The organism is Microbispora sp. NPDC049633 (genome assembly GCF_040675265.1).
Classification (GTDB): Bacteria; Actinomycetota; Actinomycetes; order Streptosporangiales; family Streptosporangiaceae; genus Microbispora; species Microbispora maris.
The window spans coordinates 1-12,874 of the sequence record NZ_JBFAOO010000204.1 but is presented as its reverse complement, the minus strand read 5'-3'; the positions used below and the strand labels follow the sequence as shown (position 1 = coordinate 12,874).

The 12,874-nt window shown below is 69.6% G+C and carries 11 protein-coding genes and 1 pseudogene; 10 read left to right on the top strand and 2 right to left on the bottom strand.

Annotated features, from left to right (window positions below; translation table 11 throughout):
• Nucleotides 1–297, top strand: a pseudogene (locus AB0J39_RS33085) (sirohydrochlorin chelatase); the annotation flags it as partial.
• A 62-nt stretch (nucleotides 298–359) separates the two neighbouring features.
• Here AB0J39_RS33085 and AB0J39_RS33080 read toward each other — a convergent pair.
• Together AB0J39_RS33080 and AB0J39_RS33075 are read right to left on the bottom strand one after the other, a co-directional pair.
• Complete coding sequence (locus AB0J39_RS33080; RefSeq protein ID WP_363471962.1) at nucleotides 360–485, bottom strand: hypothetical protein; 126 nt, start codon at nucleotides 483–485, stop codon at nucleotides 360–362.
• A 169-nt stretch (nucleotides 486–654) separates the two neighbouring features.
• Nucleotides 655–1,509 carry a PAC2 family protein gene (locus AB0J39_RS33075; RefSeq protein WP_346227292.1) on the bottom strand — a complete coding sequence of 285 codons (855 nt, stop codon included), beginning with the start codon at nucleotides 1,507–1,509 and terminating at the stop codon, nucleotides 655–657.
• Between the two features lie 217 nt (nucleotides 1,510–1,726).
• On the opposite strand from AB0J39_RS33075, the gene metH reads away from it, so the two are divergent.
• From metH to AB0J39_RS33030, 9 genes are all read left to right on the top strand, one after another.
• Entirely contained in the window at nucleotides 1,727–5,191 is a 3,465-nt protein-coding gene (metH, locus tag AB0J39_RS33070) for a methionine synthase (RefSeq protein WP_363471960.1), read from the top strand.
• 80 nt (nucleotides 5,192–5,271) lie between these two features.
• Nucleotides 5,272–5,913, top strand: coding sequence for an HAD family phosphatase (locus AB0J39_RS33065; protein WP_363471958.1), 642 nt, complete (start codon nucleotides 5,272–5,274; stop codon nucleotides 5,911–5,913).
• A gap of 70 nt (nucleotides 5,914–5,983) precedes the next feature.
• The gene (locus AB0J39_RS33060) at nucleotides 5,984–6,478 is read left to right on the top strand and encodes a cellulose synthase (protein ID WP_363471956.1); all 495 of its coding nucleotides are present in this window, start codon (nucleotides 5,984–5,986) and stop codon (nucleotides 6,476–6,478) included.
• A gap of 249 nt (nucleotides 6,479–6,727) precedes the next feature.
• On the top strand, nucleotides 6,728–6,850 hold the full coding sequence (locus tag AB0J39_RS33055) for a hypothetical protein (protein WP_363471955.1): 123 nt from the start codon (nucleotides 6,728–6,730) through the stop codon (nucleotides 6,848–6,850).
• Complete coding sequence (locus AB0J39_RS33050) at nucleotides 6,847–7,839, top strand: ABC transporter permease (RefSeq protein ID WP_363471953.1); 993 nt, start codon at nucleotides 6,847–6,849, stop codon at nucleotides 7,837–7,839. The genes AB0J39_RS33055 and AB0J39_RS33050 overlap by 4 nt, the downstream gene beginning before the upstream one ends.
• Before the next feature lie 74 nt (nucleotides 7,840–7,913).
• On the top strand, nucleotides 7,914–9,671 hold the full coding sequence (locus AB0J39_RS33045) for an ABC transporter substrate-binding protein (protein WP_363471952.1): 1,758 nt from the start codon (nucleotides 7,914–7,916) through the stop codon (nucleotides 9,669–9,671).
• An 89-nt stretch (nucleotides 9,672–9,760) separates the two neighbouring features.
• A complete protein-coding gene (locus tag AB0J39_RS33040) occupies nucleotides 9,761–10,780 on the top strand; it encodes an ABC transporter permease (protein ID WP_363471950.1) in 1,020 nt (339 codons plus the stop codon).
• Nucleotides 10,777–11,802 carry an ABC transporter ATP-binding protein gene (locus AB0J39_RS33035; RefSeq protein ID WP_363471948.1) on the top strand — a complete coding sequence of 342 codons (1,026 nt, stop codon included), beginning with the start codon at nucleotides 10,777–10,779 and terminating at the stop codon, nucleotides 11,800–11,802. Before AB0J39_RS33040 ends, AB0J39_RS33035 begins: the two co-directional genes overlap by 4 nt.
• Complete coding sequence (locus tag AB0J39_RS33030) at nucleotides 11,799–12,836, top strand: dipeptide ABC transporter ATP-binding protein (protein WP_363471946.1); 1,038 nt, start codon at nucleotides 11,799–11,801, stop codon at nucleotides 12,834–12,836. Before AB0J39_RS33035 ends, AB0J39_RS33030 begins: the two co-directional genes overlap by 4 nt.
• Nucleotides 12,837–12,874: the final 38 nt, after the last annotated feature.

Here is a 12,874-nt window from a genome sequence, read left to right as displayed (position 1 = left end):
CTCTCGCGTCCCGTCGCCGCCGCGTTCGCCTCGGCCGGGACGCCCACGGTCGCCGAGGCGCTGGAGCGCGCCAGGGCCGGTCTCGCCCCGCGCGTCGCCGTCGCCTCCTACCTGCTCGCGCCCGGTTTCTTCCACGACCGGCTGCTGACGAGCGGCGCGGACCTGGTCAGCGCGCCCCTCGGCGTGGACGACGACCTGGCCGCCCTCGTCTGGGCCCGCTTCGACGAGGCCCTCGCCCGGTCCGGCGCCGCCGTTCCGCCCGCCCCCGCGCCGTTCGCCACCGGCACTCCGGCCTGAGCAGAGGACTACGTCCGCGCACGGCCCACCGCCCGCCGGACGTGCTCCACCGCGGCCTCGACCTAGGCCTCGTCGATCCGGCTCCCCCGCCTGTCGTAGAGCTCCTCCGCGCCCAGGTCGACGTCCGCCTCGTCATCCGCGGTGAGCTCGACGTCCTCCGGCGGCCAGGGCCCGCTGTACTCGGTCATGGCTCGTTCCTCCAGGGGCAGACCGTTGTGACGATCTTCCCCGACACCGGTGAGCGCTACCTCAGCTGGTGGTCGGTTTGACCCGGCTCAAGGCATGAGCGGCGCTACCGTCGCCTCGCCGCCCAGACCAGGCTGCCGGGTCTCATCGGCCGGACCCCGTCTGGCCGGGTCAGCGGTCGGTGCCGCGGTCGCGGCGGCGCAGGTAGCGCTCGAACTCCGCCGCGATGGCGTCGCCGCTGGCCTCGGGCAGCTCGGCGGCGTCCTTGCGCTCCTCCAGCTCCCGCACGTACTCGGCGACCTCGCTGTCCTGGGCCGCCAGTTCGTCCACGCCGTGCTCCCAGGCCCGGGCCTCCTCGGCCAGGTCGCCGTACGGCATCGGGATGTCGAGCATGTCCTCGATGCGGCGAAGCAACGCCAGGGTGGCCTTGGGGTTGGGCGGCTGGGCGACGTAGTGCGGGACCGACGCCCACAGGGACACCGTACGCAACCCGGCGGTGCCCAGGGTGTGCTGCAGCACGCCCACGATGCCCGTCGGGCCCTCGTACTTGGTCATCTCCAGGTTGAGCGCGCGGGCCATGCCGGGGTCGCTGACCGAGCCGGTGATCGGCACGGGCCGGGTGTGCGGCGAGTCGTTGAGCAGCGCGCCGAGCAGGATGGCCAGCTCGATGCCGAGATCGTGGCAGAGGCCGACGATCTCGGCGCAGAACGACCGCCACCGCATGTTCGGCTCGATGCCGCGCAGCAGCACCACGTCGCGCTTGGCGCCCTGCGGACGGGCCAGCAGCAGCCGGGTCGTCGGCCAGACGATCGAGCGGGTCAGGCCGTCGCCGAGTTCGACCACCGGCCGGGTCACCTGGAAGTCGTAGTAGTCCTCCGGGTCCAGCTCGACCAGCGGGGTGGCCTTCCACTCGGACTCGAGGTGTGCGAGCACGCCGCTGGACGCCTCGCCGGCGTCGTTCCATCCCTCGAACGCGGCGATCAGCACCGGGTCGACGAGCTCGGGGAGCCCTTCGAACTCGATCACGCGCCGCCTCCTCACTGGCCTTGTGCAGTATGGCTCAGTCCAAGACTATTCGGTGAGGGGCCCCGTACGTCACCTCCGCCGGGCACCGGCCCGTCGCGCTGCCCTGACCTGCGGCGCCGTTCCGCCGGCCGGGAATCGGCCGCCCCTTACCCTGCCGGTATTCCCGTTTCGCGCGCACGATCGGTGTTCCGTCCGGCGGGGCCGATAGGCTTGCCCCATGACCAGCAGACCGTCGTTCCGAGAAGTGCTGTCCGAGCGAGTTCTGATCGCCGACGGAGCGATGGGGACGATGCTGCAGTCCTACGACCCCACCCTTGACGACTTCCAGGGCCACGAGGGCTGCAACGACGTGCTCAACGTGAGCCGGCCCGACATCGTGCAAGCCGTGCACGACGCGTACCTGGAGGTGGGCGTCGACTGCGTCGAGACGAACACCTTCAACGCCAACCGGGCGGCCCTGGGCGAATACGGCATCGAGGACCGCATCTTCGAGCTGTCCGAGGCCGGCGCGCGGCTGGCCAGGGAGCGGGCCGACCACTGGTCGACGCCGGACAGGCCCCGGTTCGTCCTCGGCTCGATGGGCCCCGGCACGAAGCTCCCCACGCTCGGCCACCTGCCGTACGAGACGCTGCGCGACGCCTACCGGGACAACGCCGCCGGCCTGGTCGCGGGCGGGGCGGACGCCCTGATTATCGAGACCTGCCAGGACCTGCTGCAGGTGCGGGCGGCGGTCGTCGGAGCGAAGCGGGCGGTCGAGGCCTCCGGGCGGGACGTGCCGATCATCGCGCAGGTCACCATCGAGACCAACGGCGCGATGCTGCTCGGCTCCGAGATCGGCGCCGCGCTGACCGCGATCGAGCCGCTCGGCGTCGACCTGATCGGTCTCAACTGCGCCACCGGCCCCACCGAGATGAGCGAGCACCTGCGCTACCTGGCCAGGCACGCGCGGATCCCCATCTCCTGCATGCCGAACGCCGGCCTGCCGCAGCTCACGGCCGACGGCGCGTACTACCCGCTGAGCCCGGCGGAGCTGGCGGACGCGCACGAGGCGTTCACCCGCGACTACGGCCTCGCGCTGGTGGGCGGCTGCTGCGGCACCACCCCCGAGCACCTGCGCCAGGTGGTCGAGCGGGTGGGCGGCCGCGCCCGCGCCGAGCGCCGGCCCCGTCCGGAGGCGGGCGCGGCGTCGCTCTACCAGCACGTGCCGTTCCGGCAGGACACCTCCTACCTCGCCATCGGCGAGCGGACCAACGCCAACGGCTCCAAGGCGTTCCGCGAGGCGATGCTGGCCGGCGACTACGAGGAGTGCGTGGAGATCGCCCGGGCGCAGGCCCGTGACGGCGCGCACATGCTCGACCTGTGCGTCGACTACGTCGGCCGTGACGGCGTGACCGACATGAAGGAGCTGGCCTTCCGGTTCGCCACCGCCTCGACGCTGCCGATCGTGATCGACTCCACCGAGCCCGCGGTGCTGGAGGCCGGGCTGGAGATGCTCGGCGGCCGGGCCGTGGTCAACTCGGTGAACTACGAGGACGGCGACGGCCCGGACTCGCGCTACCAGAAGATCATGCGCCTGGTGAAGGAGCACGGCGCGGCCGTGGTCGCGCTGACGATCGACGAGGAGGGCCAGGCCCGCACCGCCGAGGCGAAGGTGCGGATCGCCACCCGTCTCGTCGAGGACCTGGTGAACACCTGGGGCATGCGGGTCGAGGACATCATCGTCGACTGCCTGACGTTCCCCATCGCCACCGGCCAGGAGGAGACCCGGCGCGACGGCCTGGAGACGATCGAGGCGATCCGCGAGCTCAAGCGCCGCTACCCGGGCGTGCAGACCACGCTGGGCGTCTCCAACGTGTCGTTCGGCCTCAACCCGGCCGCCCGCATGGTGCTGAACAGCGTCTTCCTCAACGAGTGCGTCAACGCGGGGCTCGACTCCGCGATCGTGCACGCCTCCAAGATCCTGCCGATGAACCGGATCCCGGACGAGCAGCGGCAGGTCGCGCTCGACCTGGTGTACGACCGCAGGCGCGAGGGCTACGACCCGCTGCAGCGGTTCATGGAGCTGTTCGAGGGCGTGGACGCGGCGTCCATGAAGGCCGGCAAGGCGGCCGAGCTGGCCGGGCTGCCGTTGTGGGAGCGGCTCAAGCGGCGCATCATCGACGGCGAGCGCAAGGGCCTGGAGGCCGACCTCGACGAGGCCCTGGCCCAGCGGCCGGCCCTGGAGATCATCAACGAGGTGCTGCTCGACGGCATGAAGGTCGTCGGCGAGCTGTTCGGCTCCGGCGAGATGCAGCTGCCCTTCGTGCTGCAGTCGGCCGAGGTGATGAAGACGGCCGTGGCCTACCTCGAACCGCACATGGAGAAGGTCGAGGGCAGCAGCAAGGGCCGCATCGTGCTGGCCACGGTCAAGGGCGACGTCCACGACATCGGCAAGAACCTCGTGGACATCATCCTGTCCAACAACGGCTACGACGTGGTCAACCTCGGCATCAAGCAGCCGGTGTCGGCGATCCTGGAGGCCGCCGAGGAGCACCGCGCCGACGTGGTCGGCATGTCCGGGCTCCTGGTGAAGTCCACGGTGGTCATGAAGGAGAACCTCGAGGAGATGAACTCCCGGGGGATCGCGGACAAGTATCCGGTGCTGCTCGGCGGCGCCGCCCTGACCAGGGCGTACGTCGAGCAGGACCTGGCCGACCTGTACCGGGGCGAGGTCCGCTACGCGCGTGACGCGTTCGAGGGCCTGCGGCTCATGGACGCCTTCATGGCGGTCAAGCGCGGCGAGGACGGCGCGACGCTGCCGCCGCTGCGCGCGCGGCGGGTGAAGACCGGGGCGGTGCTCACGCGGACCGCCGAGGAGGACCTGCCGGCCCGCTCCGACGTCGCGGCGGACAACCCGGTGCCGACCCCGCCGTTCGTCGGCGACCGGGTGGTGAAGGGCATCCCGCTGGCCGACTACGCCGCCTTCCTGGACGAGCGGGCGACGTTCATGGGCCAGTGGGGCCTCAAGGCCGCCCGGGGCGGCGACGGGCCGTCGTACGAGGAGCTGGTCGAGACCGAGGGCAGGCCCCGGCTGCGCATGTGGCTGGAGCGGCTGCAGACGGAGAACCTGCTGGAGGCGGCGGTGGCCTACGGCTACTTCCGCTGCGTCAGCGAGGGCGACAGCCTGATCATCCTGGACGACGACGGGAAGGAGCGGACCCGCTTCACCTTCCCGCGTCAGCGGCGCGACCGGCACCTGTGCCTGGCCGACTTCTTCCGCTCCCGCGAGTCCGGCGAGACCGACGTCGTCTCCTTCCAGGTCGTCACGATGGGCAACCGGATCAGCGAGGCCACGGCCGAGCTGTTCGCGAAGGACGCCTACCGCGAATACCTGGAGCTCCATGGCCTTTCGGTGCAGCTCACCGAGGCACTGGCCGAATACTGGCACGCGCGGGTGCGGTCGGAGCTGGGCATCGGCGGCGACGAGTCGCTGGACGACATGCTCAAGGTGAACATCACCGGCTGCCGCTACTCCTTCGGCTACCCGGCCTGCCCCAACCTGGAGGACCAGGTGCAGGTCATGGAGCTGCTCGACCCGTCGCGCATCGGCGTGACGCTGTCGGAGGAGTTCCAGCTGCACCCCGAGCAGGCCACCTCGGCCCTGGTCGTCCACCACCCCGAGGCGAAGTACTTCAACGTCTGACCGGCCGCATCGGCGTTCACGGGCGCCCCTTACCATGTTGGTCCCCCCTCATCGGGGGTCTCGCCGGGGGAAGGGGCCACGTGGACGCCGTGCTGTTCGACATGGACGGGTTGCTCGTCGACACCGAAGGGGTGTGGTTCGAGGTCGAGACCGAGGTGGTCACCCGCCTCGGCGGAGCCTGGGGCCCGGAGCACCAGGAGCAGCTCGTGGGCGGCTCCTGGGACCGCACCGTCGCGTACATGCTGGAGCTGACGCAGGCCGACGTCGACCCCGTGGTAGTGGGGGAGTGGCTGATCGACGGGATGGAGAGCCGCCTGTCGAGAGGCGTCGAACCCATGCCGGGAGCGCTCGACCTGCTGCGCGGGCTCGGCGACCACGGGGTGCGCACCGCGCTGGTCACCTCGTCGCTGCGGGTCATCGCCGACGCCGTGCTGAAGGCCGTGGGCCGGGAGCACTTCGAGATCGTCGTCACCGCCGACGACGTCATGAACACCAAGCCGCATCCGGAGCCGTACCTCACCGCGGCCGGCCTGCTGTCGGTGGACCCGGAGCGGTGCGTCGCGCTGGAGGACTCGCCGAACGGCGTCGCCTCGGCGACCGCGGCGGGCTGCCGGGTGGTCGCCGTGCCGGGCGTCCTGCCGATCGCCCAGGCGCCCGGGCGGGTCGTCATGCCCTCGCTGCTCGACGTGGACGTCGACTTCCTGCGGGCGCTCGTCCGGTAGCGCGGGCCCCCGCGTGATCGCGCCGCGGGTGCCAGGATGGGGGTACACCGTGGACTAAGGGGGCCCCGTCATGACATTCAACGACATCGCCTGGCTGCCGCTGTGCGCAGGCGTCACCGCGGTGGGAATCGGGCTCAGCTACCTGGCCTTCCGGCGCCGGGGGGTGACCGCCGGCCTGCGGACCACCGCCTGGTCCCTGCTGCCGCTGGCCGCCTATCTCACCGGCGCGCTGCAGACGCTCTGGAACATCGGCGCGGCGGCGGTGGGTTTCGTGACCGGCCTGGTCCTGTCGCCCTCGGTCTGGGCCGGAGTGATCCTGGCCGGGCTGTCGGCGCTGCTGTTCGTCGTCTCCGGCACGCTGCGCGGCCGTGCCCTGTCCCGGGCGCGTACGGCACAGCCGGAGCCGGGCGGTGCCACCGCGGCGCCCGGGCGGGCCGCCACGCCTGAGGCAGTCACGCCTAAAACGGCACAGACCGGGAAGAAGGCGCCGCGTCAGGTCGAACAGACCGCTGCGGATGATTTCTCGGACATCGAGGACATCCTGAAGCGCCGCGGGATCAGCTGATCATCCCACATCGTGGGACCAAGTTACCGGCCAGTGCAATGTCACAGTCCCAAGACATAATCGGAACGCGACTCCGACAAACCCTTCAAGATCAACACGAATGAGTTTCGCGTGAATCACAGTTGAGCCACAGGGCGCCTCTGGGGACTGGTCAGCCCAGCTCAGACCATAGATTCTGCCTCCGGGGGTCGCACACCACGCGGGCCCCCTACGGACAATGTCGTCTGGGATCCAGGGGGCCTGCACCAAATGGCCGTGCGAGGCAAGGTCGTGAGCGGCCACCGCTACTCCGCCGCCGGATCGATCCCGGGCTTCCCCGAGCATGTCACCGCGGGCGCGGTCGGCTCGGGCAGGGCGAAGGAGGATCGATGACCGCGCCGATGGACGTCACCGGCGGGGACGCACAGGCCACCCCGGAGGCCGTCGTCGACGGGGCGGACAGGAAGGCGATCCAGGGCCGGTCCCTCGGCCAGATCGCCTGGATGCGTCTCAAGCGCGACAAGGTCGCGCTCGCCGGCGGTCTGATCGTCATCTTCCTGATCCTGGTCGCGGTCTTCGCCCCGGTGATCGTCGGAGCGTTCGGGCAGGACCCCACGCAGTTCAACTCCGACCTGATCGACTCCTCCACCATGGCGCCCAAGACGGGCACGGGCATCGGCGCCGACCACCTGTTCGGCATCGAGCCGGTCAACGGCCGCGACATCTTCAGCCGGGTCGTGTACGGCGCGCGGATCTCGCTGCTCATCGCCTTCCTGGCCACGCTTCTCTCGGTGGTCATCGGCACCCTGCTCGGGGTCACCGCGGGATATTTCGGCGGCCTGGTCGACTCGATCATCAGCAAGGCCATGGACGTCTTCCTGGCGTTCCCGATCCTCGTCTTCGCGATCGCGCTGGCGGGCGTCGTCCCCGACTCGGCGTTCGGCCTGACCGGCGACACGCTGCGCGTCTCGCTGCTGGTGTTCATCATCGGCTTCTTCAACTGGCCGTACATCGGGCGGATCGTCCGGGGGCAGACGCTATCGCTGCGCGAGCGGGAGTTCGTGGACGCGGCGCGCAGCCTCGGGGCGCGGGGGCCGTACATCATCTTCCGCGAGCTGCTGCCGAACCTGGTCGCGCCGATCCTCATCTACTCGACGCTGCTGATCCCCACGAACGTGTTGTTCGAGGCGGCGCTGTCGTTCCTCGGGGTCGGCGTGCGCCCGCCCACCCCCACCTGGGGTGGCATGCTCGCCGAGGCGGTGCGGTTCTACACGATCCCGCACTTCATGTTCTTCCCCGGCATGGCGATCTTCATCACGGTCCTGGCGTTCAACCTGTTCGGCGACGGCCTGCGGGACGCTCTCGACCCGAAGGCCCGCTGAGCCCTCCCTTTCCCCGTAAAAGTCCCCCGGCTCCTATCACCAAGGGGTTTGCAATGCTAAGAAGAAGACTGGGTATGGCGGCCACCGGCGCCGTGCTCGCCCTCGCCGTGGCCGCCTGCGGCGGCGGTTCGGGCAGCAGCACGCCGTCGTCCTCCGGCGGCGCCGCCGGCGGCGGCGCGAACGCCACGGGTGAGTTCAACGCCGCCCTGACGGGGGTGGTCAACCCGTCCGACAAGAAGGGCGGCATCCTCAAGTTCGCCAACGGCGGTGACTGGGACTCCCTCGACCCGGGCGACACCTACTACGGCTACTCCTGGAACTTCATCCGCCTGTACGGCCGCTCGCTGCTGATGTTCAAGTCCGCCGTGGGCAAGGAGGGCAACCAGCTCACCCCGGACCTCGCCGAGGACCTGGGCACGCCCAGCGATGACGCCAAGACCTGGACGTACAAGCTCAAGAAGGGCATCAAGTTCGAGGACGGCACCCCGGTCACGTCCAAGGACGTGAAGTACGCGGTGGAGCGGTCGTTCGACAAGGAGGTGTTCCCCGACGGATACACCTACTTCAACGACTTCCTCGACTGGCCGAAGGGCTACAAGGGCGCGTACAAGTCCAAGGACGTCAACACCGACAGCGCCATCGAGACGCCCGACGACTACACGATCGTCTTCCACCTCAAGCAGCCGCTGAGCAACTTCGACTACTTCGCCCAGCTTCCCGCCACGATCCCGGTCCCCAAGGACAAGGACACCGGCGCGAAGTACAAGGAGCACATCATCTCCACCGGGCCGTACAAGTTCGAGAAGAACGAGATCGGCAAGGGCTTCACGCTGGTCCGCAACGACCAGTGGGACCCGGCGACCGACCCGAACCGCAAGGCGCTGCCGGACGGCTACGAGGTCTCCACCAACGTCAACGCCGACGACATCGACAACCGGATCATCTCCGGCGACCTCGACGTCGACGTCGCGGGCATCGGCATCCAGTCGGCGGCCCTCGGCCGGGTCCTGTCCGACCCCGCCATGAAGGCGAACTCCGACAACCCGACCAGCACCCGCCTCTGGTACACCTCGATCAACGGCAACGTCGCGCCGCTCGACAACATCGACTGCCGCAAGGCCGTCCAGTACGCCACGGACAAGGTGGCCCTCCAGACCGCCTGGGGTGGCGAGTTCTCCGGCGGCCAGATCGCGACCAGCCTGCTGCCGCCGGCGATCCCCGGCCACGAGGACTTCAACCTCTACCCGCCGGGCGCCGACAACAAGGGCGACCTGACCAAGGCCAAGGAGGCGCTGACCGCCTGCGGCCAGCCCAACGGCTTCGAGACCAACATCTCCTACCGCGCCGAGCGGCCGAAGGAGAAGCAGGCCGCCGAGGCGCTGCAGCAGTCGCTCGGCCGGGTCGGCATCAAGCTCACGCTCAAGCCGTTCCCGCAGGCCGACTACTTCGCCCTGTACGCCGGCAAGCCGGGCTACGCCAAGGACAACAAGATCGGCCTGGCCATGAACGGCTGGCAGTCCGACTGGCCCGACGGCTTCGGCTTCCTGCAGCAGATCGTCGACAGCCGCGTGATCCGCGAGACCGGCGGCTCCTCCAACATCAGTGTCCGCGACCCCGAGGTCGACAAGCTCGTCGACCAGGCGATGAAGGAGACCGACACCGACGCCCGCAACGCGATCTGGACCCAGATCGACAAGAAGGTCATGGAGGACTCCTTCATCCTGCCGAACGTGTGGACGAAGACCCTGCTCGTGCGCAGCAAGAACGCCACGAACATCTTCGTCAACGACGCGTACGGCATGTACGACTACCTCGGCATGGGCGTCAAGTAAGCCCTCGCCGAGACCAGAAGATCCGATAGACGCGTGAACGCGGCAAGGGGGCCGGTCCCACAGGGCCGGCCCCCGGAGCCGGGGGGACTGTGGTCACATACATCATCCGGCGGCTGATCTGGGCGGTCGTGATGCTCACCATCGTGAGCATCGCCACGTTCGCCATCTTCTTCCTGGTGCCCCGCCTGGCGGGCGCCACCTCGGAGAGCCTCGCCGCGCGCTACGTGGGGCGCACCGCCTCCGCGGAACAGGTGAAGATCGCGGCTGAGAAGCTCGGCTTCAACGATCCGCTGATCGTGCAGTACGGGCGGTTCGCCAAGGGCATCGTCGCCGGAGCCGACTACGACTACGGTCCCGGCGTGGAGCGCTGCCCGGCGCCCTGCTTCGGCTACTCCTTCCTCACCCGGCTTCCCGTCTGGCCGGACCTGCTCAACCGGCTGCCCGTGACGATCTCGCTGGCCATCGGGGCCGCGGTCATCTGGGTGATCGCCGGTGTGGCGACCGGCGTGCTGTCCGCGCTGAGACGCGGCAGCTTCTTCGACCGGGCCGCGATGAGCGTCGCCCTGGCGGGCGTGTCGCTGCCGATCTTCTTCACCGGCATCGTCTCGCTGGTCGTCTTCAGCTACGGCACACCGTTCCGCATCACCGCGCCGGGCGGCAGTTTCACGCCGTTCGAGGAGAACCCGGCCATGTGGGCGTACAACCTGATCCTGCCGTGGATCACGCTGGCCTTCCTGTACGCCGCCGGCTACGCGCGGCTCACCCGGGCGGGCATGCTGGAGACGATGAACGAGGACTACATCCGCACCGCCCGGGCCAAGGGCCTGAACGAGCGGACGGTCGTGGTGAAGCACGGCCTGCGCGGCGCGCTGACCCCGATCATCACGATCTTCGGCCTCGACCTCGGTCTGCTGCTCGGCGGCGCCGTGCTCACCGAGAGCACCTACTCGCTGCCCGGCATGGGCAAGTACGCGATCGACGCGATCCTCGCGCAGGACCTGCCGAAGGTCATGGGGGTCGTGCTCGTCGCCGCCTTCTTCGTGGTCTTCGCGAACCTGATCGTCGACCTCCTGTACGCCGTCGTGGACCCGAGGGTGAGGCTGGGATGAGCTTCCTGGAACTGAAGGACCTGCGGATCCACTTCCCGACCGACGACGGCCTGGTCAAGTCCGTCGACGGGCTGTCGTTCACGCTGGAGCGGGGCAAGACGCTCGGCATCGTCGGCGAGTCCGGCTCCGGGAAGAGCGTGACCAGCCTCGGCATCCTCGGCCTGCACAAGGGCGGGCGCGCCCGCATCTCCGGCGAGATCTGGCTGGACGGCGAGGAACTCGTCGGCGCCAGCCAGGAGCACGTGCGGACGCTGCGCGGCAAGAAGATGGCGATGATCTTCCAGGACCCGCTGTCGGCGATGCACCCGTTCTACTCGGTCGGCAACCAGATCATCGAGGCGTACCGCATCCACAACGACGTCAGCAAGAAGGTCGCGCGCAAGCACGCGATCGACATGCTCGGCCGGGTGGGCATCCCGCAGCCGGAGCGGCGCGTGGACAGCTACCCCCACGAGTTCTCCGGCGGCATGCGACAGCGCGCCATGATCGCGATGGCGCTGAGCTGCGACCCCGAGCTGCTGATCGCCGACGAGCCGACGACCGCGCTCGACGTGACCGTGCAGGCGCAGATCCTCGACCTGATGCGCGACCTGCAGCGCGACTTCAACGCCGCGCTGATCGTCATCACCCATGACCTCGGCGTCGTCGCCGAGCTGTCCGACGACATCCTCGTGATGTACGGCGGCAAGTGCGTCGAGTACGGGACGTCCGAGGACATCTTCGAGCGGCCCGAGCACCCCTACACCTGGGGTCTGCTCGGCTCGATGCCGCGGCTGGACCGCGAGCCGACGGAACGGCTGCTACCGATCAAGGGCTCGCCGCCCTCGCTGATCAACGTGCCGTCCGGCTGCGCCTTCCACCCGCGCTGCGCGTTCGAGGAGCGCACCGCCGGGCGGGCCAAGACGGAGGTCCCCGAGCTGCTGGAGACCGAGGGCGGCCACCTGGTGCGCTGCCACCTGACGCGCGAGCGCAGGCGCGCCATCTGGGAGAACGAGATCAAGCCGAACCTGGAGGCTTCGTGAACGAGGAGCCCTTGCTGTCCGTACAGGGGCTGGAGAAGCACTTCCCGGTCACGAAGGGCCTGCTCAAGCGGCAGGTCGGCGCGGTCAGGGCAGTCGACGGCATCAGCTTCGACGTGAGGAAGGGCGAGACCCTCGGCCTGGTCGGCGAGTCGGGATGCGGCAAGACCACCACCGGACGCCTCATCACCCGGTTGATCGAGCCCACCGGCGGCAAGATCGTCTTTGAGGGCAACGACATCACGCACATGTCCCAGGGCCGGTTGCGCCCGCTCCGCAGGGACGTGCAGATCATCTTCCAGGACCCCTACAGCTCGCTCAACCCCCGGCACACGGTCGGCGCCATCGTGGGCGCGCCGTTCCGGATCCAGGGCATCAAGACCGAGCAGGGCACCAAGAAGGCGGTCCAGGAGATCCTCGAACTGGTCGGTCTGAACCCGGAGCACTACAACCGCTACCCGCACGAGTTCTCGGGCGGCCAGCGGCAGCGCATCGGCATCGCCAGGACGCTCGCGCTCAAGCCCAAGCTGATCATCGCGGACGAGCCGGTCTCCGCGCTCGACGTGTCGATCCAGGCCCAGGTCGTCAACCTGCTGGAGGACCTGCAGAGCGAGCTCGACCTGACGTACGTGGTGATCGCGCACGACCTGTCGGTGGTCCGGCACATCAGCGACCGGGTCGCGGTGATGTACCTCGGCAAGATCGTCGAGATCGCCGACCGCAAGGGCCTGTACGAATCGCCGATGCATCCGTACACCAACGCGCTGCTGTCGGCGGTGCCGATCCCGGACCCGAAGCGGCGCAAGGAGCGGGAGCGCATCCGGCTGCAGGGCGACGTGCCCTCCCCGCTCAACCCGCCGCCCGCGTGCCGGTTCCACACCCGGTGCTGGAAGGCGCAGGACATCTGCCGGCAGGTCGAGCCGCCGCTGCTGACGCTGGCCCCCGGCCACCAGGCGGCCTGCCACTTCCCGGAGAACGCGCCGTCCGGGAGCGTCGCCGCGGCGCAGCAGGAGACGGCCGCGGCGCCCGCGGACTGAGAACGGGCGTGGCCGCCGGCCACGCCCCCGCCCCGGCC

Excerpts from the sequence above, each read along its gene's own strand:
- AB0J39_RS33035 (WP_363471948.1), top strand. The coding sequence starts at position 10,777 with ATGAGCTTCCTGGAACTGAAGGACCTGCGGATCCACTTCCCGACCGAC.
- AB0J39_RS33055 (WP_363471955.1), top strand. The coding sequence starts at position 6,728 with ATGGCCGTGCGAGGCAAGGTCGTGAGCGGCCACCGCTACTCCGCCGCC.
- AB0J39_RS33060 (WP_363471956.1), top strand. The coding sequence starts at position 5,984 with ATGACATTCAACGACATCGCCTGGCTGCCGCTGTGCGCAGGCGTCACC.
- AB0J39_RS33080 (WP_363471962.1), bottom strand. The coding sequence starts at position 485 with ATGACCGAGTACAGCGGGCCCTGGCCGCCGGAGGACGTCGAGCTCACC.
- metH (WP_363471960.1), top strand. The coding sequence starts at position 1,727 with ATGACCAGCAGACCGTCGTTCCGAGAAGTGCTGTCCGAGCGAGTTCTG.
- AB0J39_RS33045 (WP_363471952.1), top strand. The coding sequence starts at position 7,914 with ATGGCGGCCACCGGCGCCGTGCTCGCCCTCGCCGTGGCCGCCTGCGGC.
- AB0J39_RS33050 (WP_363471953.1), top strand. The coding sequence starts at position 6,847 with ATGACCGCGCCGATGGACGTCACCGGCGGGGACGCACAGGCCACCCCG.